Annotated in this window: 14 protein-coding genes; 8 read left to right on the top strand and 6 right to left on the bottom strand. The window is 67.5% G+C overall.

Going from position 1 to position 19,901, the window contains the following annotated elements; translation table 11 throughout:
• The first annotated feature begins 283 nt into the window (after positions 1-283).
• From HB724_RS09285 to HB724_RS09260, 6 genes are all read left to right on the top strand, one after another.
• Positions 284-1,546 carry an NF038122 family metalloprotease gene (locus HB724_RS09285; protein ID WP_256731415.1) on the top strand — a complete coding sequence of 421 codons (1,263 nt, stop codon included), beginning with the start codon at positions 284-286 and terminating at the stop codon, positions 1,544-1,546.
• Positions 1,547-1,729: 183 nt separating this feature from the next.
• Positions 1,730-4,237: a DegT/DnrJ/EryC1/StrS family aminotransferase gene (locus HB724_RS09280; RefSeq protein ID WP_213980642.1), complete on the top strand. Its 2,508-nt coding sequence runs from the start codon at positions 1,730-1,732 to the stop codon at positions 4,235-4,237.
• Positions 4,234-5,295 (top strand): glycosyltransferase, encoded by a 1,062-nt coding sequence (locus HB724_RS09275; RefSeq protein ID WP_213980641.1) that lies wholly within the window; start codon positions 4,234-4,236, stop codon positions 5,293-5,295. The genes HB724_RS09280 and HB724_RS09275 overlap by 4 nt, the downstream gene beginning before the upstream one ends.
• 364 nt (positions 5,296-5,659) lie before the next feature.
• Entirely contained in the window at positions 5,660-6,385 is a 726-nt protein-coding gene (gene modA, locus HB724_RS09270) for a molybdate ABC transporter substrate-binding protein (RefSeq protein WP_346344704.1), read from the top strand.
• A gap of 1 nt (position 6,386) precedes the next feature.
• Positions 6,387-7,076 (top strand): molybdate ABC transporter permease subunit, encoded by a 690-nt coding sequence (gene modB / locus HB724_RS09265; protein WP_213980640.1) that lies wholly within the window; start codon positions 6,387-6,389, stop codon positions 7,074-7,076.
• On the top strand, positions 7,066-7,677 hold the full coding sequence (locus HB724_RS09260; RefSeq protein ID WP_213980639.1) for an ATP-binding cassette domain-containing protein: 612 nt from the start codon (positions 7,066-7,068) through the stop codon (positions 7,675-7,677). The genes modB and HB724_RS09260 overlap by 11 nt, the downstream gene beginning before the upstream one ends.
• On the opposite strand, the gene HB724_RS09255 is transcribed toward HB724_RS09260, so the two are convergent.
• The 4 genes from HB724_RS09255 to HB724_RS09240 all read right to left on the bottom strand — a co-directional run bounded on the left by HB724_RS09255 (position 7,674) and on the right by HB724_RS09240 (position 12,308).
• Entirely contained in the window at positions 7,674-8,438 is a 765-nt protein-coding gene (locus HB724_RS09255; protein WP_213980638.1) for a GGDEF domain-containing protein, read from the bottom strand. The genes HB724_RS09260 and HB724_RS09255 overlap by 4 nt on opposite strands.
• A gap of 76 nt (positions 8,439-8,514) precedes the next feature.
• Positions 8,515-9,390 carry a 2-dehydropantoate 2-reductase gene (locus HB724_RS09250; protein ID WP_213980637.1) on the bottom strand — a complete coding sequence of 292 codons (876 nt, stop codon included), beginning with the start codon at positions 9,388-9,390 and terminating at the stop codon, positions 8,515-8,517.
• Positions 9,387-9,896: a DUF1993 domain-containing protein gene (locus tag HB724_RS09245; protein ID WP_213980636.1), complete on the bottom strand. Its 510-nt coding sequence runs from the start codon at positions 9,894-9,896 to the stop codon at positions 9,387-9,389. The genes HB724_RS09250 and HB724_RS09245 overlap by 4 nt, the downstream gene beginning before the upstream one ends.
• 102 nt (positions 9,897-9,998) lie before the next feature.
• Positions 9,999-12,308, bottom strand: coding sequence for a TonB-dependent receptor (locus HB724_RS09240; protein WP_213980635.1), 2,310 nt, complete (start codon positions 12,306-12,308; stop codon positions 9,999-10,001).
• 60 nt (positions 12,309-12,368) lie between these two features.
• Here HB724_RS09240 and HB724_RS09235 point away from each other — a divergent pair, with 60 nt between their 5' ends.
• Both HB724_RS09235 and HB724_RS09230 read left to right on the top strand, forming a co-directional pair.
• Positions 12,369-13,448: a phytase gene (locus HB724_RS09235; protein ID WP_346344703.1), complete on the top strand. Its 1,080-nt coding sequence runs from the start codon at positions 12,369-12,371 to the stop codon at positions 13,446-13,448.
• 167 nt (positions 13,449-13,615) lie between these two features.
• Complete coding sequence (locus HB724_RS09230) at positions 13,616-14,632, top strand: LLM class flavin-dependent oxidoreductase (protein WP_213980633.1); 1,017 nt, start codon at positions 13,616-13,618, stop codon at positions 14,630-14,632.
• A gap of 44 nt (positions 14,633-14,676) precedes the next feature.
• On the opposite strand, the gene HB724_RS09225 is transcribed toward HB724_RS09230, so the two are convergent.
• Positions 14,677-15,507 (bottom strand): MipA/OmpV family protein, encoded by an 831-nt coding sequence (locus HB724_RS09225; protein WP_213980632.1) that lies wholly within the window; start codon positions 15,505-15,507, stop codon positions 14,677-14,679.
• A gap of 110 nt (positions 15,508-15,617) precedes the next feature.
• Positions 15,618-19,901: a DNA-directed RNA polymerase subunit beta' gene (gene rpoC / locus HB724_RS09220; protein ID WP_213980631.1), complete on the bottom strand. Its 4,284-nt coding sequence runs from the start codon at positions 19,899-19,901 to the stop codon at positions 15,618-15,620.

The raw sequence follows: 19,901 nt of genomic DNA, 5'->3' as shown, positions 1-19,901 counted from the left end.
ACGCGCGCCGGCGGCGGGGTGAGCCTCGCACGGCCCGATCGTTCCACTGATCCTGAAACGGGACCGCGCCGGGCATCCGGACGGTCCCTTTTTTGCTTTGCGGTATCTGAAAGTCGGGCGGAGACCCTTTCCGGGACAAGGATTTTTTCCCGGAAGCTTCTTTCGTCCATCATGGATGCGAAATATTCTCGCGGGTGCGAGAAATGCGCTTGACCCAAAAGCTTAACACAAGATTAACTATACCCCGAGCGCGGGCGGGACCGTGTTCAACAGGGGAAAATCGATGATGATCCATGCACGGACGTTAAAGCGCATCGCCGCCAGCGGCGCGGCCGCCATCGCCTTTGCCTGCGCCGCCATGCCGGCCCAGGCCCAATTGAAGATCAACCTGATCGACAATGGCTCGGTCGGCGGAACTCCGGCCGAACTGGGCTTCAGGATTGCCGCGGGCTATTGGGAAAGCGTTATCAGCACCGATGTGACGATCAATCTCGGCATCGGCTATAGCGTGCTTCCTCCCGGCATCATCGGCTCGACCGGCAGCGCCGCATATGGTGTCGCGACGGAAGATGTGATCGCTTCGCTCCAGGCAGTCGGCAATTCCGCGCTCGACGCGTCCGCGATCCTGCCGACATTGTCGACAACGACCTATTCCGGACTGCACGGCGTCAGCATGATCCGCAACGGCCCTCTCAATGCCAACGGCACGGGCATCAACCTGAACACCGTCGGGTATGATTCCAGCCAGTCTCTCAACAATGTCGCGCTCGCCGTCAACGAAGCCAATCTGAAGGCGCTCGGCTATACCGGCTTTGACGGGGGAAATGACGCGGACATCACCTTCAGCTCCGTGTTCAGCTTCGATTTCAATCCCTTCGACGGCATCACCGCCGGCCAGATGGACTTCATCGGCGTAGCGATCCATGAGATCGGCCATGCGCTGGGCTTCACCAGCGGCGTCGACGTTTACGATCAGCTCGCGGGCGTCGGTCCGGGCGCGTCGGTCGGCGCGGGAGTCAACTGGAACAACCAGATCGTCGGCTCGGTGCTCGATCTGTTCCGCTACAGCAACGATCCTGTCAATGTCATTCCGAAGGTCGGCGCCGCGCTCGATTGGTCGGTGGGGACCGCCGCCTATTTCTCGCTCGACGGCGGTGCGACCCAGTTCAACGGCGAATCGCTGTTCGCGACGGGCTATTACAACGGCGACGGCGATCAGGCTTCGCACTTCAAGGATACGGCGGCGTCCGTGGGCGGTTGCAACGGCTACAACCAGATCGGCATCATGGATCCGACCTTCTGCTATGGCGAGATGGGCGTGATCTCGGCCCTGGATCTCGCCGCGATGGATGCGATCGGCTGGAACCTCAACTTGGATGTCCTCGCCAACAACGGCTACACGATCAACACCAAGGAAATCTATCGCGCCGCCACCGGCGTTCCCGAGCCGACGACCTGGGGCACGATGCTCCTGGGCTTCGGCCTGGTCGGCGGCTTCATCCGCCGTCGTCGCGACCAGAAAGCGGGCGTCCTGCTCGCCGCCTGATCGCTTCGCCGATCGAAGAAAAAGAGGCCGGTCCGGGGAAACCCGGGCCGGCCTTTTTCATGGTTCGCGCGCAAGCCGAAGCGAAGACCGGGCTTTTACCAAATCTAAGGCGCTGGCTGGCAGTCTCCCGCGATCCTGATCCGTGCCGGCGCTGGCCCGGGAACCATCGCTGGGGAGAATTGCATGGACCGGCTGCCGCTGATCGCGCCGCATCCGCCGAAGCTGAGCGAACTGGGCGGCGCTTTGCGCGAAGTCGAAGCGCGCGGCATCTATTCGAACGGCGGGCCGGTGGTGCGCGGGTTCGAGGCTGCGGTCACCGAAAAGCTGTTCGGAGGCGCGGGTGACTGCCTGGCGGTCAACAACGCCACGATCGGCCTGATGATGGCGATCCGTCACGCCGCCGGCCCGCGCGCGGGCACCGGCGCGCTGGCGCTGATCCCCAGCTTCACCTTTGCCGCCACCGCGCAGGCGGCGATCTGGGCGGGCCTGACGCCGCTGCTCTGCGACATCGATCCCGACGATTGGGCGTCGAGCGCGTCGGCCGAGGCGGCGGCATTCGAGCGCTATGGCAGCCGTATCGCCGTGGTCGTGCCCTATGCCACCTTCGGCGCGGCGATCGATCTCGATCGCTATCGCCGTTATCATGCGCGCGGCCTCGGCGTGGTGATCGACGCCGCCGCCTCGCTCGGCGCGCGCGATGCCGCCGGCCGCAGCTTCGGTGCGGGCGCGCCTTTCGCGATCGTCCATTCGATGCACGCGACCAAGGTGTTCGCGACCGCGGAGGGTGGGCTGATCCACAGCGGCGACGTGCAACTGATCGAATCGCTGCGCCAGATGTCCAATTTCGGCTTTGCCGGCGGGCGCTCGGCCGAGGGGCCGGGACTCAATGGCAAGCTGCCCGAAGTGCTCGGCATCGTTGCCGCCGCCAAGCTCGACCAGATCGAGGCGCTGGCCGCGCATCGCGCCGGGCTCGACCGCATCTATCGCGATCGGCTGGGCGGGTTCGCCGCGGAAAAGGGTTTCGAGTTCCAAGAGCTTCGCGGCGCGCGGCCGGCGCTCCAGTTCCAGTCGCTGCTGCTGCCGCGCCCCTTTGCCGGGCATCGCGCCGCGATCATCGCGGCGCTGGCTGAGGCCGGTATCGGCGCCGGCCATTATTTCAGCCCGCATCTCGCCGAGCAGCCCTGGTTCCGGTCGCAGGCGCTGATCGAGCCGGTGCCGGTGTGCGACGATGTCGGCGGCCGCATCCTGTCGCTGCCGGTCACCGATAATATGACCGAGGGGGACGTCGAGCGCGTCTGCGAGGCACTGATCGATGCCTGCAACCGTTCCGGTCTGGACGGGCTGCGTACCGAGCGGCGGGGCAGGGTAGTTCATTCCGCGCTGGTGATCGGCGGCGGCCCCGCCGGCACTGCCTTGCTGACCGCGGCCACCAAGGGCGACCAGCTCGTTGCGCTCGCCAAGGGCGGGCTGGCGATCGTCGAGCGCGACGCCGTGCTCGGCCGCGGCGAGATCGGCGGCTATGCGATCACGTCGGACAGCACCGCCGAGACCTTCCTCACCGCGGTGAAGGACAATGTCCATGCCGACATCGCCGCGCTGACCGGGCATCATTCGGGCCAGGAAGTCGCGATGCATATCGGCGCGCTCGGCGTGCCGCTCACCCGCGCGACGCCGCTGCTCGAAGCCACCGGCGCGCGGCTCGCCGCGATCGTCGCGGAGCATGGCGGCACCGTCGCGACGCGCAGCGAAGTGGTCGAGGCGCGGCGGACGGCGGACGGCGACTGGGCCGCGCGGGTGCGCAACCTGCTCACCGGCGAGGAGCGGCTGATGCGCGCGGCCAATCTGGTGATCGCCACCGGCGGCTATCAGGCGCGCGCGCATGTCGAGGTCGAGCGGGTCGCAGGCGTGCCGCTGGGCGAGATCGCCGGCGAGCGGCTGATGCTGGGCGACGATTTCCTGCGCCTGGGCGGCCTCGATCGCCTGCGCCAGCGTATCGCGGGCAAACCCGCGCCGCGCATCGCCATCGTCGGCGGATCGACCAGCGCGCTTGCCGGCGCCGCGCTGATCCTCAAGGGCGCGCCCGCGCTGCCGCTCGGAGCCGGGGCGCTCGCGCTTTATCACCGCCGGCCGCTCCGGCCCTTTTACCGTTCGGCGGAGGACGCGCATGAAGACGGCTTCACCGATTTCGGCCCCGAGGACATCTGCCCGCTGAGCGGCTTCGTCTATCGCCTCGCCGGCTTCCGGCTGGAGGCGCGCGAGCTGGTGCTGCGGATGCTCGGCATCGGCGGCCGCGCGCCCGATCCGCGCATGGTGCTGCGCCGGATCACCGGCGAGGACGACGCGGCGGTCCGCGCCGAGCTGGCGAATGCGGACGTGGTGATCGGCGCGCTCGGCTATCGTCCGCGCGCGCTGCCGCTGTTCGAGGTGGACGGCACCTGCATCGCGCTCGCCGCGGACGCGCCGGGGCGTCCGCGCCTGGTCGACCAGCAATGCCGCGTGATCGATGCCGCGGGGCGCCCGGTGCCCGGCGTCTATGGCATCGGCTTGGCCTCGGGCTTCGTCCCCGAAGGGCGGCTGGGCGGCGAGGCGAGCTTCAGCGGCAAGGCCAATGGCCTGTGGCTGTGGCAGAACGATATCGGCCGGATGATCGTCGATCAGCTTCTCGACGAAGCGGTGCGCCGCGCCGCATGAGCGATCCCACCGTCTCGATCATCATGGCGACATACAACGGCGCCGCCTTGCTGCCCGAGACGCTGGCGAGCCTCGCCGCGCAGAGTTTCCGGGACTGGGAGCTGATCGCAGTCGATGACGGCTCGCGCGACGATACGGTCCGGGTGCTGCGCGATTTCGGCGATCCGCGCGTCCGGGTGATCGTCTCGGAGACCAACAACGGGCCGGTGATCGCCCGCAACCGCGCCTTTGCCCAGGCGCGGGGCCGCTATATCGCCGGGCTCGACCAGGACGATATCGCGCTGCCCGAGCGCTTTGCCCGCCAGGCCGCCTGGCTGGATGCCCACCCGGATACGGTGCTGGTCAGCACCGCCGCCGATTTCCTGATCGACGGTGCGATCGAGCCCGGCAACTGGCCGCGGCCGATGCCGCCCGTGCTGATCGACTGGCTGATCCTGATCCGCAATCCGCTCGTCTGGTCCTCGGTCCTGTTCCGCGCAGACGCCGCGCGGCGCCTCGATCCGCTCGCACGACCCGAGCTGCGCTATGTCGAGGATTTCGACCTCTATCACCGCCTGCGCCCCTTCGGCCGGCTGGCGCAGATCGATGAGGTGCTCACGCTCTACCGCTGCCACGCGCTGGGGGCGTCGCAGGTGTATAACGGCATCATGCGCGCCCATGGCGAGAAGCTGCTTGCCGATCGCCATCAGGCGCTGCTGGGCGAGGCGGCGAGCGAATTCGCCGCGCTGCTGGTCCGCCATGTGATGGCCTGCGAGCCCGTTCCGGGGCGCGAGGCGCTGGAGCGGCTCTTCACCGGCATCGCCACGCTCCGCGCCGATTTCGAGGGGCACGGCGATTATTCCTTCGTCGAGCTCGCCTGGGTCGATCGCGAGATCTCGCGGCTCTGGTGGCGGCTGTGCCGCGCCGGCATCCGCTCGGGCACGCTCCAGCTCCACCATGCGCTTGCCGACCGGCCCAGCGCCGTCGCGCTCGGCGACGGCAGGCCCGCCGATCTGATGGTCAGCCAGTTGATCGGCGGCGTCCGCGCGATCCGGCGGGGACTGGGGCGCGCTGGATGACGCAAGCTGCACCGCTAGGATGTATCGACATTCAGCCTACCTCCCCCTCTCCCCTTGAGGGGAGAGGGTTGCGCAGACTTAGTCTTTGCGTAGCAAAGGCTTAGTCGGAGCTGGGTGAGCGGCTGCGCAGCAGCCGCGCGGAGCTGCGCTCCGCTCTACCCCTCTCCAAGCTGCGCTAGGCGCTAAAGCGCCAAGCTTCGCTATCCTCTCCCCTATCAAGGGGAGAGGAGACGTGAGCGGAATGCCGGTACAACCTACCCCAGGCACGGCTGACTTGCTCCGACAGCGGCGCATGCGGCATAGCTCGTGCCGAGCGTAACCGCGGGGTAGGCGAGTGATCGATCGGCGAAGTCTCCTCTGCGGAATCGGCGGACTGCTCGCGGCACCGCGCGCCTTCGCCGCCCCGCGTGCGCCTTTGGTGCTCGCCGCCGCCAGCCTCCAGGAATCGATGAACGCTGCCGCCGATGCCTGGGCGCGCAAGGGCCATCCGCGCCCCGTGCTCTCCTTCGCCGCCTCCTCGGCGCTGGCGCGGCAGGTCGCGGCCGGGGCGCCCGCCGATCTCTTCGTCTCCGCCGACGAACCCTGGATGGACGATGTCGAGCGGCGCGGGCTGATCGTCGCCGGCACGCGCGCGCCGTTTCTCGGCAATCGCCTGGTGCTGGTCACGCCGCGCTCGAACCCGGCCAATGTCGCGCTCGGCAATCTGGCGGCGGCGCTGGGGAACGGCCGGCTGGCGATGGCCGATCCGGACTCGGTGCCCGCGGGCAAATACGGCAAGGCCGCGCTCGAAAAGCTCGGCCTGTGGAGCGCCGTCGCGCCCAAGGTCGTGCGCGCCGAGAATGTCCGCGCCGCCCTCGCCTTCGTCGAACGCGGCGCCGCACAATATGGCGTGGTCTATCTCACCGATGCCCGCGCCTCGCCGAAGGTGCGCGTCGCCGCCACCTTCCCGGCGGACAGCCACTCGCCGATCCGCTATCCGCTCGCCCGCTTGAAGGCCTCGACCAGCCCCGATGCCGAGCCGTTCCGTGCCTTCCTGCTGTCGCGCGAGGGGCGGTCGATCTTCACGCGCTTCGGCTTTTCCCCGCTCTGACATGCTGAACGCCGGGGAATGGGGGATCGTGCTCCTGTCGCTCAAGGTCGGCGGCGTCGCGGTGCTGGCGACGCTGCCGGTCGCCTTCGCGCTCGCCTGGCTGCTCGCCCGCGCGCGCTTTCCCGGCAAGGTGCTGGTCGACGCGCTGGTCCATCTTCCGCTGGTGGTGCCGCCGGTGGTGACCGGCTGGCTGCTGCTGCTCGCCTTCGCCCCGGCCGGGCCGCTCGGCATGTGGCTGGAGCACTGGTTCGGCATCACCGTGCTCTTCCGCTGGACCGGTGCGGCGATCGCCGCCGCGGTCATGGCGCTGCCGCTGATGGTCCGCGCGATCCGGCTCTCGATCGAGGCGGTCGACCGCCGACTGGAGCAGGCCGCGCGCACGCTCGGCGCCTCGCCCGCGCGCAGCTTCCGCAGCATCACGCTGCCGCTCAGCCTGCCGGGGGTGATCGCCGGCGTCGTGCTGGGCTTCGCCCGCGCGCTGGGCGAGTTCGGCGCGACGATCACCTTCGTCTCCAACGTCCCCGGCGAGACCCAGACATTGCCGCTCGCCATCTATGCCGCGCTCCAGACGCCGGACGGAGAGGGCACTGTCCTGCGCCTTGCCGGCATCTCCGTCCTGCTCTCGCTCGCGGCTCTGGTCGCATCCGAGCTGATCGCGCGGCGCATGGGCAGGGGCACCCATGTCCTTTGACGTCGATGTGACCAAGCGCCTCGGCGATGCCGAGATCGCCTGCCGGATCGAGCCCGGGCCGGGCCTCACCGTGCTGTTCGGCCCCTCGGGGGCGGGCAAGACGAGCGTGCTCAACATGGTCGCCGGTCTGATCGAGCCCGATAGCGGCCATGTCCGGGTGGGCGGAGAAACGCTGTTCGACGCCGAAATCGCCGTGAACGAGCCCCCCGAGCGGCGCCGCGCCGGCTATGTCTTCCAGGAGCCGCGCCTCTTCCCGCACATGCGGGTGCGCGCGAACCTGCTCTACGGCTGGCGCCTGGGGCAGGGGGGCGCCGATGTCGATGAGACGATCGCGCTGCTCGGCATCGTGCATCTGCTCGATCGCTGGCCGCGCACGCTTTCGGGCGGCGAGGCGCGCCGCGTCGCGATCGGCCGCGCTTTGTTGTCGAACCCCGCCTTCCTGCTGCTCGACGAGCCGCTGTCTTCGCTCGACCGCGCCCGGCGCGAGGAGATCATGGCCCTGCTCGAGCGGCTGCGCGATACGGTGCGCCTGCCGATACTGATGGTGACGCACGACCGCGAAGAAGCCGATCGGCTCGGCAGCCGGATCGTCGCGATTTAGGCGCCGCGATCCATCTCGGGCGTATAGAGGTGCCAGGCCAGGCGCCGATCCCTCTTGGTCACATAGAGCGCGACGTCGGCGCGGCGCACTGCTTCCGCAGGGCTTACGCCCGCCTCCCGCACCAGGGCGATGCCGATGCCGGTGGTCACATGGTGCCGATGCCCGTCGATCTCGATCGGAGCCGAGACGGTCGCAGCGATCCGCTGGGCGATGGCGATCGCGGCGTCTTCCTGGATATTCGGCGCGATCACCGCGAATTCGTCGCCGCCGAAGCGCGCGGCGCAGTCTCCGTCACGTACCGTCGCGGCGATCCGGCGGGCCACCGCGATCAGCAGCGCGTCGCCTGCGCCGTGCCCGTAATTGTCGTTGATCTGCTTGAATCCGTTGAGATCGAGCATCAGCACCGCATGGATGGTCCCCGCCACCACGGGATGCGCAAGCAGCGCGGCCAGCGTCTCGTCGAACGCGCGGCGATTGGCGATGCCGGTCAGCGCGTCGTGATAGCCGAGATCGCGCGCGACATGCTCGGCCTCGATGCGTCGGTGCTGCTCGCGGATGCGCGCGCGGTGCTGGTTCAGGCTGAACGCGAACATCGTCAGGATCAGCGCGGACCCGAACAGCAGGAACTCGTCCAGCTCGATCCGCGTGCGCCGGTCGGTCAGCTGGGTGGTATCGTCCTGGAACACGTCCACCGCGAAAATGGCGTAGAGCCCCGCGAGGCCGGCCAGCACGAGGATCCACAGGTTCCGATTGAACAGCAACGTACGAATATTCGCCTCCGGCCTCCATAATAGAGACAATTCGGCGGCTGCTAAGGGGCTGCAAGGTTAATTAATGTCAAGTCGGTGTGACCGCCGCCTCGATCAGGGCCGCGCAGGCGGCGTTGAGCGGGGCGGGGATGCCGTGCTTCTCGCCCAGCCGGACGATCACGGTGTTGCGCGCATCGATCTCCATGCGGCGCCCGGCCAGATGATCGGCCATGAGCGAGTTCACCGATTGCGGGTGCGCCCGCCGGGTCCAGACCACTACCTTGTCCGCCAGCGTGTCGGGCAGGTCAGCGCCCTCGGCGCGGCCGACCGCGATGCATTCGCGCACCAGGGCGCGCATCACCTCCGCCACGCCTTCGTCATTGGCGACCTCGGCCGGGCGGCCGGTCAGCGCGCAGACGATGCCGGAGCAGTTGATCGCCAGCTTGCGCCAGGCGGCGGTGAGGAAATCGGGCGTGGTCTGCGCTTCGATCGGGGTTGCGGCGAAGAGGGCGATGAACGCCTCGCCGGCTGCGCCCTCGGGTACATGGATCGTGCCGGCGCGGCGCTGGACGATCCGGCCCGGCGCGGTGCGCTCGGCAGGCAGGTCGATGATGACCGGCACGGTGCGGTCCTGCGGCACGGCGGGAAAGCGCTCGCGCTGCTCGACGCCGTTCTGGATCACCGCGAGCCGCGTCTCCGGACCCATCAGCCCGGGCAGCCAGGCCGCCGCCGCGGCGCAATCATAGGTCTTGGTGGTGGCGAGCACCCAGTCGACCGGCTCGGCCTCCGTGGGATCGGTAAGGATATGCGGCTTCGCGTGGATCGCGCCGTCGGGCGTCTCCACTTCGAGATCCTCGAGCGGCGACCGCGCGCACAGGATCACCCGATGCGCACCGTCCTGCGCCAGCCACGCCGCCAGCGTGCCGCCGATCGCGCCGGCGCCGATGACGGCGATGCGCGTCACCGATCGCCGCCCAGATAGTCCATCTTGCCCACCGGCACGCCCTTGTGGCGCAGGATCGCATAGGCGGTGGTTACGTGGAAAAAGAAGTTGGGATGCGCGAAGCCGAGGATATAGCCGAGCCCCTTGAACTGGCGGCTGCTCCGGGCCGTCCTGACCTCGATATCGGCGTCCTCGCGCCCGTCGATCGCCTCGCGCGGCACCGAGTTGAGGAAATCCACCGTCGCGGCGATGCGCGCCAGGAGTTCGTCGAAGCTAGCCTCGGTATCGGGCATGGACGGCCCCTGGATGCCCGAGAGCCGCGCGGCGGCGAACTTGGCGGTATCGCTTGCGCGCTGCACCTGGCCGGTGAGGGGCAGCATGTCGTCATAAAGCCGCGCGCTCAGCAGGTCTTCCTGCGCGATGCCCTGCGCATCGGCATAAGCGCGGCCCTTTTCGAGGAAGGCGGACATCGCCGCGAAGCCGCGGAGATAGACGAGGACCGTGAGGTCGTAGAGTTCGGTGGCCATGCGCGCCAGATAGGGCGCCCGGCGCCCAAAGGAAACGGGGCCAGAATGAATTTCGCCGCACGCCGCCGCCCCGGGGGTCGCCCGGACGGCGGCGGCGACCGGTCAGAACGCTGCGCGCAGCGTCGCCTGGAACAGCGGGCCGGAATGCTCGCGCTCGATCTCATATTCGTCGAGATCGCCGGCGGCGCGGTTGGCGAGGATTTCCTCCACCGAATCGCCGTCCCACTTGTTGAAGTTTTCCTTCTTCACCCGGTCGAGCAGGTTCTGTGCCGACAGGCGGACCACGAGATGCTTGCCGATGCGCTTTTCGACAAAGGCTTCCAGATCGGGATCGTAGCTGAGGTTTACCGTCTCATCGAGGTTCGATTCGAACGCCGAGCTGCGGCCCGAGATCGTCGCGCCGAAGCTCACGTCCGCAGGCGCCACGTTCTGGATGAAGCCGACATTGTAGATATGGTGCGGCTGGTTGTTGAAGCGGCGTTTCTCGCCGGTGAACGGGTCGGTCGTCTTGCTGTCGAGATAGGTATAGTTGGCGAACAGGCCGGTCTCGCCGAAGGCGAACACGTTGATCGGCGTGGAGAAATCCACCTCGACGCCCCAGGTCTGGCCGTCGCCGATATTGCCGGGCGTGAAATCCTGGCCGCCATCTTCGTTGCCGCCCTGCGAGACGAGCTCGATCAGATCCTTGATGTCGCGGTAGAAGAAGTTGACGCCCACGATGCCCTTGGCACCCAGCCGGCGCTCATAGCCGACATCGACGCCCCAGGCCTGCTCGTTGCGCAGCGACGGGTTGCCGGTGGTGGTGTCGTCGTCGCCCGGGTTCTCCGGCTGCTCATAGGGTGAGATCAGGTCGTAATCGGGACGGCGCACCGTCCGCGCGACCGAGGCGCGGAACTGGTCGCGCGCGGTCGGTGCATAGCGCAGGTGGAGCGAGGGATTGAGCTGGCTGGTGTTGTACGAAGCCGTGCCGTCCACGCCGGTCACGTCGCGATCGGTGATCTCGTAGCGCAGGCCCGCGTCGATCGAGACCTCGCTCGAAGGCTCGAAGGTTAGCCGCAGATAGGGATCGTAGCGCTTCTCCTTGATCGTGAAGGTGGCGGCGGGATCGGTCTCGGTCTCGTCGTCCTCGACGTCGAGCACCGAATTGGAGCCGGTGCGCTTCTTGCTCAGCAGGTCGATGCCGCCCTTCACCTTGAACGGGCCGCTGTCGCCATAGCGCAGGAAGATCGTGCCGGTGAATTCGTCGTCCTTGATGCGGGTCGATTCGATCTCGTTCAGCGCGAGGTCACTCAGATCCTCCTCATCGCCTTCGGAGGCCAGCGCATCAGTATGATCGCGATAGGCGTTCCAGCCCCCGGCGATGCCGAGCTTGAGGTTGCCCAGTGGGATCAGCGCGTCGCCGGTGACCGCATAGGTCTGCTGGTCGATCTCCTCATGCTGGGTCTCGACGCCGTCGAACGCCAGCTCGCCATCGTCCATCTCGGTCGTGCGCGAGGTTTCGTCCTCGTTGCGATCGGTATCGACGAAGAAGCCGCCCAGGCGGAAATGGCCGCCGTCGCCGAAGCGGGTGCTGATCTCGGCGCTGCCCGAAAGGTCGCTGCCGTCGCGCGTGTCGTCCTGGGCCTCGAAATTGTTGAACGAGGGATCGCTGACATATTTGCTGTTCAGCCCGTCCGGGAAACGCTTGTCGTCGGTTACCGGCGTGTCGTCGAAGCGGTACGAGACCTTCTTCTTCGGGTTGCGGCGCTTCTGGTAGTTGAGCGCGCCCCACACGTCGGTCGAATCATTGATATGCCCGGCATAGGCGATCGCGCCCGAGGGGCGGGTGCCGCCGTCGCGGGCGTTGACCAGCGCGCCGGCCTTGACGAAGCCGCCCTCGAAGCTGGTGCTTTCCTTGGTGACGATGTTGAGCGTGCCGGCCGCGCCTTCGCTGGGCTGGTCGGCGCGGGGCGCGCGGACGATCTCGATCCGCTCGACCAGCTCGGCCGGGATGCGATCGACGAAGAAGCTGCGATCGGCCTCGCCGCCGGGCGCGCGGCGGCCGTTGATGAGCACCTGGGTATAGCCCGGCGGCAGGCCGCGGAACTGCGGCTGGTCGTACTCAAGGACGTCGGACGTGAAGGTGACGCCCGGCACGCGCTTCAGCATCTCGCCGACCGAGACCGGCTCGAACTTCTGGAAATATTCCAGGTCGTAGGAAAGGACGGGGTTCGGGTCCGCGGTGCGGTTGCGGAAGAATATCTCGCCTGTGACCAGGATGTCGTTGGCGCGCTGTTCGTCGTCGCTCTTTTCGTCATCATCCTGCGACTCGGCGGCAGGCTGGCTGCCGTCTTGCGCGAAAGCCGAATCCGGCATCAAGCTGCCGGCGAGTACGGCCAATGCCGCTCCGCCGAGAAGGCGCGAAACATTCATGTCATTATCCCCTTGCATCGAGGAGCGATTCAGGCCCCCGCTCAAGGGGTGCTCAACAGGATGGAGATGAAAATGCGGGGAAGTTTCGGCGTCTATTCGGTTACAGTTTCGTTTCTTCTTTGTGGCTGTGCGATGCAGGCAACACCGCCGCAGGCGGCCATCTCCTATCCGGCGGTGAATGTGCCGGCGGCCGGCGAGACGGCGGCGGTGGCGACGCAGAATGCCGACGCCGCCGATGACCCCGCGATCTTCGGCAAGCCGGGCGGCGCGCGCTTCGACTTTGCCGGCAAGACGATCGACGGCCTGCTCCTCGGCACCGACAAGAAGGCGGGCCTCTATGTCTTCGCCCTCGGCGGCGAAGTGCTCCAGTTCCTGCCCGACGGGCTGCTCAACAATGTCGATCTCCGGCCGGAGGGCGAAGGCTTCGTCGCCGGCGCCTCGGCCCGCACGCCGGGCAGGATGGGCGTGGCGCTCTATCGTTTCGACGGGGCGAGCGACGTGAGGCCCGCTGGCTTCATCCCGGCCGACACCGGCGAGCCCTATGGTTTCTGCATGGGCCGGATCGACGATGCGCCGGTCGCCGTGCTCGTGCTGAAGGACGGGCAGGTCCGCGTCTATGACCTCGACCTGTCGCAGCCCGCGATTTCCGGCAAGGAGCGGCTGCGCTTCGCCATCGGCACCCAGTCCGAGGGCTGCACCGTCGATGATGCCGCCGCCACGCTGTTCGTGGGCGAGGAGGATGTCGGCATCTGGCGCTACGACCTCAAGGCTGCGCCGGGCACCCGCATTTCGGTCGCGAAGGCGCGGCAGGGGCAGTTGGTCGACGATGTCGAGGGCATGTCGCTGCTGCGGGACGGCGGCGCGACCTATCTGATCGTTTCCAGCCAGGGCGACGATGCCTTCGCGGTGTGGGACGTGACCGGCGCGGCGGGCAGCGAGCGCTATGTCGGCCGTTTCCGCGTGGCGCCCTCGGGCGGCGTCGATGGCGTCAGCGGCACCGACGGCGTCGATGCCTGGACCGGCCCGATCGGCCGCTTCGGCCAGGGGCTGGTGGCGATGCAGGACGGCGACAATGACGGCCAGGCCCAGAACTTCAAGCTGGTCGACTGGGCCGCGGTGAAGGCGGCGCTGGGACGCTGAGGCGAAATCATGCGCTCCCCGCTCCCGCTTCGGCGGGGGCGCATGTCCGATCCGGGCCGTCCCCGGCCGATCGGCAAAATGGAAACGATGCAATTCCGGCGAGAGCCTTGCGATCCGGGTCTCGCGCCGCCAGTTCCCATGCTTCGGCAGGCATCGGGAAGATTGGCATGAAAAGGATCGGTTTCCTCTCGTTCGGACACTGGTCCGCCTCGCCCCATTCGGAGACCCGATCCGCGAGCGACGTGCTGCTCCAGTCGATCGACCTTGCGGTCGCGGCGGAGGAGCTGGGCGCGGACGGCGCCTATTTCCGGGTCCATCATTTCGCGCAGCAGCTATCGTCTCCATTTCCGCTGCTCGCCGCCGTGGGAGCACGGACCAGGCGCATCGAGATCGGTACGGGCGTGATCGACATGCGCTACGAGAACCCGTTCTACATGGCGGAGGATGCGGGCGCGGCGGACCTGATCGGCGGCGGGCGGCTCCAGCTCGGCATCAGCCGCGGCTCGCCGGAGCAGGTGATCGAGGGCTGGCGTTACTTCGGCTACGCGCCGGCAGAGGGTCAGGATGACGCCGACATGGGCCGCAGCCATGCCGAGGTGTTTCTCGATCTGTTGAAGGGGGAGGGGTTCGCCCGGCCCAATCCGCAGCCGATGTTCCCCAATCCGCCGGGGCTGCTGCGCCTGGAGCCGCATTCGGCGGGCCTGCGCGAGCGGATCTGGTGGGGATCGGCGTCGAACGCCACGGCGATCTGGGCGGCGGAGAAGGGCATGAACCTGCAAAGTTCGACGCTCAAGGCGGACGAGACGGGCGAGCCGTTCCACGTCCAGCAGGCGAAGCAGATCCGCGCCTATCGCGAGGCGTGGAAGGCGGCCGGCCATGCGCGCGAGCCGCGCGTGTCGGTCTCGCGATCGATCTTCGCGCTGATGGACGATCGCGATCGCGCGTATTTCGGGCGCGGAGACAGCAGCGACCAGGTGGGGATCATCGACAATATGCGTGCGGTGTTCGGGCGCTCCTACGCCGCGGAACCCGAGCGGCTGATCGAGGAGCTGCGGGCGGACGAGGCGATCGCCGAGGCGGATACGCTGCTGCTCACCGTGCCGAACCAGCTCGGCGTGGCGTATAACGCGCACGTCATCGAGGCCATCCTCAAGGACGTGGCGCCGGCGCTAGGCTGGCGATAAGTTTGCCGGAGGCGGGGAGGCGGGGAGGCGGGGAGGCGGGAGCCCTATCGGTCGCCCACGCCCCGCCCGAAGGTGAACGACAGCGCCAGCCCGCCCGAGAACTGGTTGCGCGAGCCGAGCTCGCGCACCACCGGCGAGCGGGCCGCATCGCCCACCAGCCGGTCATATTTGGCGAAGCCGTAAAGCCCCCAGCGCGGCGTGAGCTGGTACAGCCCGGTCGCGCTGGCGCCCACTGCGTGAATCCCCGCGCCGCCGGGATCATAAGCCGCCAGCCCCGATGCGGCGGCCTCGCGCGGCGAGATGCCGAACCAGGCATCCTGATAGCGCGCGTTCGACAGCGAGATGCGCGGACCCAAGGCGAACAGCCAGCGGTCGCGGTCGCGCGTGACGTAATCCAGCCCGGCATTGCCCACCAGGCCCTTGTGCCCGTTCACGCCCTGCCGCGCCTCGACATGGACGCGCAGCCTGGGCGCGATCCAATATTGCGCGAAGCCCCCCAGCTCGATGCTGGTGCCCACCTCGTCGATCGCGGCATGGGATTCACTGCGCTTGCGGCCGGTCTGGAAGTTCAGCGCCGGCCCGAACGCGAAGCCCTTCGCCTTGAGCAGCGGGAAGCCGAAGCTCTCATCGGCTGCCTCGAACGGGAACGGATTGTCCCCGCGCGCGACCGCGACGTCGATCAGCGGGCTGACGCTCACATTGTCCGCCCCCGGATAGGCGGGGCCGATCAGCGGGCCGAGCGCGACGCGGGTGCGCCTGGGCTCCTTGGCTTCGGGGGAATCGGAAGTCTGCGCCGCAGCGTTGCCGGCAAGCATGGCGCAGGGCAGCGCGGCGGCTGCGAGAAGGGGGCGGAGCATCACGATCGAACGAAGCATATCCCCGCTTTGTTGCCCCGGCGGACGGCGCGCAAGAAAAAGCCGCCGCCCGGCATCCCGGACGGCGGCTTTTCTTCTGTTCAGCGCGGGAGCGGCCGAACGGGAGAGTCTCACTCCTCGTTCAGATACTCGCCCGCATCCGCATCGGTGCCGTGGCCCGAAGGCACGACCGACGCGAGGGCGTCGTCGCCGGTGCCGGCGGAGTCGCGGGCGCTGCGGGCCAGCTCGGCCGCATGCTCCTCGGCTGCGCTGCTCGGCGCGATCAGCGAAGCCGCTTCCATCTTGCGCTGGGCGACGCGGAGCGCCGCGTCGCGCGAAGAGGCGGCGACCCGCAGACGGTTCATGCCCGCGCCGGTGCCGGCGGGGATGAGACGGCCGACGATCACATTCTCCTTCAGGCCGATCAGCGTGTCCTGCTTGCCCTGGACCGCCGCCTCGGTGAGGACGCGGGTGGTCTCCTGGAACGACGCCGCCGAGATGAAGCTGCGGGTCTGCAGCGACGCCTTGGTGATGCCCAGCAGGATCGGCTTGCCCTGGGCCGGGTTCTGGCCGGGGGCGAGCTTGCCGTTCTGTTCGTCCATCTCGTCGCGATCGACCTGCTCGCCGGCGAGCAGCGTGGTGTCGCCGCCGTCGGTGATCTCGACCTTCTGCAGCATCTGGCGAACGATCACCTCGATGTGCTTGTCGTTGATCTTCACGCCCTGGAGTCGATAGACTTCCTGGATTTCCGACACGAGATATTCCGCGAGCGGCTCGATGCCGAGCACCTCGAGAATGTCGTGCGGATCGGGGCTGCCGCCGATCAGGTTGTCGCCACGCTTGACGTAGTCGCCTTCCTGGACGTCGATCACCTTCGACTTCGGAACCAGATACTCGACCGTCTCGCTGCCGTCGTCCGGCTGGATGCCGATCTTGCGCTTGGCCTTGTAGTCCTTGCCGAACACGACACGGCCCGAGACCTTGGCGATGATCGCGTTCTCCTTGGGCTTGCGCGCCTCGAAGAGCTCGGCGACGCGCGGCAGACCGCCGGTGATGTCGCGGGTCTTGGCGGACTCGCGGCTGACACGGGCCAGAACGTCACCGGCCTGGACCTGTGCGCCGTCCTCGACCGAGAGCACCGCGCCCGGCGCCAGCATGTAGCGGCCGGTTTCGCCCGAAGCCTCGTCGAGCAGGGTCAGGCGCGGACGAAGGTCTTCCTTCTTGGCGGACGCGCCACGGTTCTCGGTGATGACGCGCTGGGCGATGCCCGTCGCTTCGTCGACCTGCTCGGTCATCGTCTTGCCGTCGATCACCTCGACATATTTCACGATGCCCGGGTTTTCCGTGATCACCGGCATGGTGAACGGATCCCATTCGGCCATGCGATCGCCCGCCGAGACCATGTGGCCGTCGTCGAACATCACATAGGCGCCATAGGGGATGCGGTGCACCGCCAGTTCGCGGCCGTCCATGTCGACGATCGCGATCTCGCCCGAACGGCTCAGCACCACGCGGCGGCCACGCTGATCGACGATCAGGCGCAGGTCGCGGAACTCGGCGGTGCCGTCCACCGGCGCCTCCAGGTTCGACTGCTCGTTGAGCTGCGCCGCGCCGCCGATGTGGAAGGTGCGCATGGTGAGCTGGGTGCCCGGCTCGCCGATCGACTGCGCCGCGATGACGCCGACGGCTTCGCCGATGTTCACCGGCGTACCGCGGGCGAGGTCACGGCCATAGCATTTGCCGCACACGCCGATCTTGGCTTCGCAGACCAGCGGCGAACGGATCTTCATGCCCTGGATGCCGATCGCCTCGATCTTCGCGACCGCCGCCTCGTCGAGCAGCGTGCCCGAGGGGATGACGATCTCGTTGGTCTTGGGATCGACCACGTCCTCGGCCGTGGTGCGGCCCAGGATGCGCTCGCCGAGCGATGCGATCACCGAACCGCCCTGCACGATCGCGCGCATTTCCAGCGCCCGCTCGGTGCCGCAGTCCAGCTCCATGATGACGCAATCCTGCGACACGTCGACCAGGCGGCGGGTCAGGTAGCCCGAGTTCGCCGTCTTGAGCGCCGTATCCGCGAGACCCTTGCGGGCGCCGTGGGTGGAGTTGAAGTATTCAAGGACGGTCAGGCCTTCCTTGAAGTTCGAGATGATCGGCGTCTCGATGATCTCGCCCGAAGGCTTGGCCATCAGGCCGCGCATGCCGGCGAGCTGCTTGATCTGGGCCTGCGAGCCGCGGGCGCCGGAGTGGGCCATCATGTAGATCGAGTTGATGTCCTTCTCGCGGCCCGTCACCGGATCGCGCTTCACCGCCTTGATCTCGTCCATCATGGCGCTCGCCACCTGATCGCCGCAGCGGCTCCAGGCGTCGATCACCTTGTTGTACTTCTCCTGCTGCGTGATCAGGCCGTCCTGATATTGCTGCTCGTAATCCTTCACGAGCGCGCGGGTCTCATCGACCAGGCCCACCTTCGCGTCCGGAATGATCATGTCGTCCTTGCCGAACGAGATGCCGGCCTTGAACGCATGGCGGAAGCCCAGTGCCATGATCGCGTCGGCGAACAGCACGGTCTCCTTCTGGCCGGTGTGGCGATAGACCTCGTCGATCACGTCGCCCACGTCCTTCTTGGTGAGGAGGCGGTTGACGGTCTCGAAGGGCACCTTCGACGATTTCGGCAGCGTCTCGCCCAGCAGCATGCGGCCCGGCGTGGTCTCGACGCGCTTCATATACTGGTTGCCGGCCTCGTCGGTCTGCGGAACGCGGCTGATGATCTTGGTGTGGAGCGTCACCGCGCCGGCCTCGATCGCCTGATGCACTTCCGCCATGTCGGAGATCAGCATGCCTTCGCCGGGCTCGCCTTCCTTCATCATCGACAGATAATAGAGACCCAGCACCATGTCCTGCGACGGCACGATGATCGGCTTGCCGTTCGCGGGGCTCAGGATGTTGTTGGTCGACATCATCAGCACGCGCGCTTCGAGCTGGGCTTCGAGCGAAAGCGGCACGTGGACGGCCATCTGGTCGCCGTCGAAGTCGGCGTTGAACGCCGAGCAGACCAGCGGGTGCAGCTGGATCGCCTTGCCCTCGATCAGCACCGGCTCGAACGCCTGGATGCCCAGGCGGTGGAGCGTCGGCGCGCGGTTCAGCAGGACCGGGTGCTCGCGGATCACTTCGTCCAGGATGTCCCAGACTTCCTTGCGCTCCTTCTCGACCCACTTCTTCGCCTGCTTGAGGGTCATCGAGAGACCCTTGGCGTCGAGGCGGGCATAGATGAACGGCTTGAACAGCTCGAGCGCCATCTTCTTCGGCAGGCCGCACTGGTGCAGCTTGAGCTCCGGTCCGGTCACGATGACCGAGCGGCCCGAATAATCGACGCGCTTGCCGAGCAGATTCTGGCGGAAGCGGCCCTGCTTGCCCTTGAGCATGTCGGACAGCGACTTGAGCGGACGCTTGTTGGCGCCCGTGATCGTGCGGCCGCGGCGGCCATTGTCGAACAGCGCGTCGACGGCCTCCTGCAACATGCGCTTTTCGTTGCGGACGATGATGTCCGGCGCGCGCAGCTCCATCAGGCGCTTCAGGCGGTTGTTGCGGTTGATGACGCGGCGATACAGGTCGTTGAGGTCCGAGGTCGCGAAGCGGCCGCCGTCCAGCGGCACCAGCGGGCGCAGCTCGGGCGGAATGACCGGCACGACGTCGAGGATCATCCACTCGGGGCGGTTGCCCGAATCGATGAAGCTCTCGACGACCTTCAGCCGCTTGATGATCTTCTTGGGCTTGAGCTCGGACTTGGTGACCGCCAGCTCTTCCAGCAGCTCCTTGCGCTCGCCTTCGAGGTCGAGGTCCATGAGCATGATCTTGACCGCCTCGGCGCCGATGCCGGCCGAGAACGCGTCCTCGCCATATTCATCCTGCGCGTCGAGCAGCTCGTCCTCGGTCAGCAGCTGGAACTTCTCCAGCGGCGTCAGGCCCGGCTCGGTGACGATATAGCTCTCGAAATACAGCACGCGCTCGAGCTGCTTGAGCTGCATGTCGAGTAGCAGGCCGATGCGGGACGGCAGCGACTTGAGGAACCAGATGTGCGCGACCGGGGCGGCCAGCTCGATATGGCCCATGCGCTCGCGACGGACCTTCGAGACGGTCACTTCCACGCCGCACTTCTCGCAGACGATGCCCTTGTACTTCATGCGCTTGTACTTGCCGCACAGGCACTCGTAATCCTTGATCGGACCGAAGATGCGCGCGCAGAACAGGCCGTCACGCTCGGGCTTGAACGTGCGGTAGTTGATCGTCTCGGGCTTCTTGATCTCGCCGAACGACCAGGAGCGGATGCGATCCGGGGATGCGATGCCGATCTGGATCTGGTCGAAGGTCTCCGGCTTGGCCACCGGGTTCGCGAAGTTGGTAAGTTCGTTCAT

Source organism: Sphingomonas sp. dw_22 (assembly GCF_018449795.1).
GTDB lineage: Bacteria > Pseudomonadota > Alphaproteobacteria > Sphingomonadales > Sphingomonadaceae > Sphingomonas.
The sequence above is the reverse complement of the archived record's forward strand: the minus strand, read 5'-3'. Positions and strand labels throughout refer to the sequence as shown.

Excerpts from the sequence above, each read along its gene's own strand:
- HB724_RS09225 (WP_213980632.1), bottom strand. The coding sequence starts at position 15,507 with ATGCTTCGTTCGATCGTGATGCTCCGCCCCCTTCTCGCAGCCGCCGCG.
- modB (WP_213980640.1), top strand. The coding sequence starts at position 6,387 with ATGCTGAACGCCGGGGAATGGGGGATCGTGCTCCTGTCGCTCAAGGTC.
- HB724_RS09260 (WP_213980639.1), top strand. The coding sequence starts at position 7,066 with ATGTCCTTTGACGTCGATGTGACCAAGCGCCTCGGCGATGCCGAGATC.
- HB724_RS09245 (WP_213980636.1), bottom strand. The coding sequence starts at position 9,896 with ATGGCCACCGAACTCTACGACCTCACGGTCCTCGTCTATCTCCGCGGC.
- rpoC (WP_213980631.1), bottom strand. The coding sequence starts at position 19,901 with ATGAACGAACTTACCAACTTCGCGAACCCGGTGGCCAAGCCGGAGACC.
- HB724_RS09280 (WP_213980642.1), top strand. The coding sequence starts at position 1,730 with ATGGACCGGCTGCCGCTGATCGCGCCGCATCCGCCGAAGCTGAGCGAA.
- HB724_RS09285 (WP_256731415.1), top strand. The coding sequence starts at position 284 with ATGATGATCCATGCACGGACGTTAAAGCGCATCGCCGCCAGCGGCGCG.
- HB724_RS09230 (WP_213980633.1), top strand. The coding sequence starts at position 13,616 with ATGAAAAGGATCGGTTTCCTCTCGTTCGGACACTGGTCCGCCTCGCCC.
- HB724_RS09240 (WP_213980635.1), bottom strand. The coding sequence starts at position 12,308 with ATGAATGTTTCGCGCCTTCTCGGCGGAGCGGCATTGGCCGTACTCGCC.
- HB724_RS09275 (WP_213980641.1), top strand. The coding sequence starts at position 4,234 with ATGAGCGATCCCACCGTCTCGATCATCATGGCGACATACAACGGCGCC.
- HB724_RS09235 (WP_346344703.1), top strand. The coding sequence starts at position 12,369 with ATGGAGATGAAAATGCGGGGAAGTTTCGGCGTCTATTCGGTTACAGTT.